At 35.7% G+C, this 3548-nt stretch carries 2 protein-coding genes and 5 pseudogenes; 4 read left to right on the top strand and 3 right to left on the bottom strand.

The features are described 5' to 3' along the window. Positions 1-76 (top strand): annotated as a pseudogene (locus tag FTU45_RS15140) (IS6 family transposase); the annotation flags it as partial. 51 nt (positions 77-127) lie between these two features. Here FTU45_RS15140 and FTU45_RS15145 read toward each other — a convergent pair. Then, a pseudogene (locus FTU45_RS15145) lies at positions 128-573 on the bottom strand (transposase); the annotation flags it as partial. Positions 574-819: 246 nt separating this feature from the next. Here FTU45_RS15145 and FTU45_RS15150 point away from each other — a divergent pair. The 3 genes and pseudogenes from FTU45_RS15150 to FTU45_RS15160 all read left to right on the top strand — a co-directional run. Continuing rightward, a complete protein-coding gene (locus FTU45_RS15150) occupies positions 820-1692 on the top strand; it encodes a hypothetical protein (protein ID WP_180076682.1) in 873 nt (290 codons plus the stop codon). Between the two features lie 459 nt (positions 1693-2151). Then, positions 2152-2436, top strand: coding sequence for an AbiH family protein (locus FTU45_RS15155; protein ID WP_180076683.1), 285 nt, complete (start codon positions 2152-2154; stop codon positions 2434-2436). A gap of 110 nt (positions 2437-2546) precedes the next feature. Further along, a pseudogene (locus tag FTU45_RS15160) lies at positions 2547-2717 on the top strand (IS3 family transposase); the annotation flags it as partial. 42 nt (positions 2718-2759) lie between these two features. Here FTU45_RS15160 and FTU45_RS15165 read toward each other — a convergent pair. Together FTU45_RS15165 and FTU45_RS15170 are read right to left on the bottom strand one after the other, a co-directional pair. Continuing rightward, positions 2760-3212: pseudogene (locus FTU45_RS15165) on the bottom strand (recombinase family protein); the annotation flags it as partial. Positions 3213-3258: 46 nt separating this feature from the next. Next, positions 3259-3548 (bottom strand): annotated as a pseudogene (locus FTU45_RS15170) (IS6-like element IS1008 family transposase); the annotation flags it as partial.

Consider the following 3548-nt stretch of genomic DNA (forward strand, 5'->3'; position numbering starts at 1 on the left):
AGGACAAGCTTCATTATTTTATAACGGTAATATTCTAGGAGAAGTTTGGCTAGTAAATAGAGTTTTCGGTCTCTAAGCTTTTTTGAAGGGAAAATCATCGACTCAGATCCCTATTTGCAACAGTGCCAGTTTTATTCTCATTGGTGAGCTTTATCAGCCAATCTGCGATGATTATATTCTGCTTTTTTAATTGAGCCATATAACGATAGCAGGTTTGACTAACGTGAAAGATGAGACAGGCCTTGCTCACTGAAATACCAAATTGCTCAACAGCGTGCTGAGCAAATGATTTACGTTGAATTGGCCTTAAAACTTTTTTGACAGTGCGTCTTGTAAGATATCTGACTTGAGTCGCTCATCGGCATACATACGTTTAAGACGAGTATTTTCAGCTTCTAGCTCTTTCAATCGAGTCATCATCGAGAGATCCATGCCACCGTATTTGGACTTCCATTTGTAAAATGTGGCCGAACTCATTCCATGTTCACGGCATAGATTTGGAACTGGAGTTCCTGCTTCAGCTTGCTTCAAAATACTCATGATTAAGCTGTCTGAATATTTAGATGTTTTCATAGAAAATCTCCTTAAATTAAGGCTATTCGATTTTCTACTTTTAAGTTCAATTATTTGAGGGGAGCATTACCGGTGGATATACAATTATTTTAACCATATCGTTTATGATGGTTTTACATGAAAAATCTCGTATAATTTTATAACTTCTTCATAAAATACTGAAAAATGACACTTTTAATTATCGCAATCATTATATCTTTTATAATTTTTTACTTGGGTTACCGTTCTGATACGGGAAAATTTAAGATGCATGACGCGCAACCTTATAAAGATACACGAAGTCAGGAAGATATAGCGTATGAAAAAATGATGGAAGAAAAACGTAAGCGTGTAGCTCAAGAAGAATTAAAAAGGGAAGAAGCAAAAAAACAAGCAAAAATTGCTAAGGGAAAAGAAGAACTTCAAACGAAGAAACAAGAAGTAGCTGACAATCTAATAGTCACAGTTGAAAAAAATAATTTTGAAGAAAAGGTATTGTGGGAAAATCTTGTTCATTTCAGTCGTACTATTTTTGCGGATATAAAAAAGTATCCAGAGAATAGGTTACATGAGTGCATGGCTATTGGTATTTATCCAGCACTTGAGTTCATTCTTGAAGACATATCAAAAAAATATGATTTCTATAACTTACCTAATAATGGTGTATATGAAAATTTTGACGGAACCTTGTTTGAGTATTGTAAGACAAAGATAAATCCTAATATTTCATTAGGCAAAGTATCAGTTTTATCTTATTTGACGTTCCTGCCAGACCATCAAAATCCAACCAAGATCAATGAGCAAATTAACTATATTTTTCTAAAGAAAATTATGAAAAATGGTAAAGAAGTTTTGGCATTCACAAGTGCTAAAAACTTCTTATTTGAGGAAAAAGGTAAAAGTTTTTGTTCTTGGGATTATCTTGGAGAGATTGCTTATTTGAACTTACCTTTGTTGTCAAAGGGAGATGAGAGTTCTATACAAACAACGAATTGGCGAACTAAGCTTGATGTTCATAATGCTATAAGAAGTACAGATGAAGATATTGCAGAGGTCACAATTATTGTCACTCAATTCCTGAATAGAATTCAGGGTAAACAATTCAAAAAATTAGATGGTTATTTTGAAACTAGATTTTAATGATCAGAACCACTAGCATCTAAAGCCGTAAATCTAGATTTACACTGGCCGATAAGCCCCCCACTTTAGCTTCGAGCTTGGTGGGGGAATGTATCAAGCAGAGCAGACGATTGGTTTGATTAGCTTGTTGTGCTCAGTATCTTGTTCTGAAATTTCAGGAGTATCCTCAATAACGAGCGGATTTATCACTTATAAAACTAGATTGAGTGGTCTAATTAACGGAACCACATTAAAATAATTAAATTTAAGTAGTTGTTTTATTTTATAAATTTGTTTAATTTGAATTTCAAATAAACATTAGTCTAAGTCACTACAAACAATGTTAAGTTGACAAAAACAACTAAGCATGCGAAAAGATATTTTTGGTTAAACGATGTTTGCACATGCCACGGATTGTTACGGTCCCACTCAGCTTAGAAGAGACTGATCAGTACGATTATTCTTTTCAGCGTGGCAAGAATGGAATCAATCAATACTTTTCAAAAACATTCAAAGGGATGGATAAAATCATCGAAAATAACAAAGACTTTTTTAAGACTCAGTAATGTCGATGAGGTTTACGTTCTTGGTCACTCACTCGCTGATGTGGATTTACCTTACTTCTATAAGTTAACTCAATCGGTCAAGCCTGATGCCAAATGGGTTGCAACATTCTATGATTTTAAAGATGAACAATACCATTCCGATACTTTAAAAGGGATGGGAATCTCAAATGTATCAGTTGTTCGTATGGAAGATATCTAAAAAAAAGAATGTAACTTACTTTTGTCCAAAAGTGAGTTACAAATAAGAGATTTTATATTAAATGAAAAGGTACGCTTTACTCATCCCGATCATCTCGTAATTCAATGGTGAATTTTTTTAGCAGCTTCAAAAATAAAAGGATCAAAAAGAAGATCTATAAAACACGAAAAATAGCTCGTGTAGATATATTTTATTATATCGAGATTTTTTACAATCGAATCCGGCGTCATTCACATCTCGACGGAATGAGCCCAGAAGAATTTGAGGCAACTTCCAAATGAGGCTACCTCATATCTAGGATACTGGGAGTAGTCCAAATTGATCTACTTTAAATACCGATAAACAGCCTGTCGACTGATACCAAAAGCATTTGCTAACGCAACTTTTGATGAGTACTTCCCTTCTCTCCATGCTTGTCGTAGGGCTTCAGCCTGATCGAGATTCAATTTATGGACACGGCCTTTATATTTCCCTTGAGCTGCTGCTAATTTTATTCCTTCCTTTTGCCGCTCTAGAATAATCTCACGTTCGAATTGTGCAAAAGCACCCATCAGTTGCAGCATCAAATTATCCATCGGGGTGGATTGGGCCGTAAAAGTAATATTTTCTTTTACAAACTGGATGGCGATCCCTCGTTTGACCAGTTTATCTACTTCGGTGACCAAATCTTTTAGGCTTCGCGCAAAACGATCCATGGAATGCACAATCACCCGGTCCCCTTCCCGGACATAGTTCAACATTTCTTGAAATTTCGGTCGGTCGGTATTTTTGGCACTGTTGCAAATAGAGATTTGAGTCGATGATGTTCCCTTTAAAAAGTGCTTAGAGACCGAAAACCCTGTTGATTAGACACACTTCACCCTGAGGCTGGCCATAATAAAATGACGATGCTTGTCCTTTACGTAGTGCACGCATGACTTCAATACCTTTAATTGTGGCATAAGCCGTCTTCATAGATTTGAATCCTAATGTGGCCCTGATGATCCGCTTTAACTTACCATGATCACATTCAATGACATTATTTTTATACTTAATCTGCCTGTGCTCAATATCTACTGGACATTTTCCTTCTCGCTTTAATCGTGATAAAGCATGGCCATAGGTCGCTGCTT

This window comes from Acinetobacter sp. YH12106, from assembly GCF_013418995.1.
GTDB classification, from domain to species: Bacteria; Pseudomonadota; Gammaproteobacteria; order Pseudomonadales; family Moraxellaceae; genus Acinetobacter; species Acinetobacter pseudolwoffii.

Coding starts and splice junctions, on each gene's coding strand:
- FTU45_RS15150 (WP_180076682.1), top strand. CDS start 820: ATGCATGACGCGCAACCTTATAAAGATACACGAAGTCAGGAAGATATA.
- FTU45_RS15155 (WP_180076683.1), top strand. CDS start 2,152: ATGGAATCAATCAATACTTTTCAAAAACATTCAAAGGGATGGATAAAA.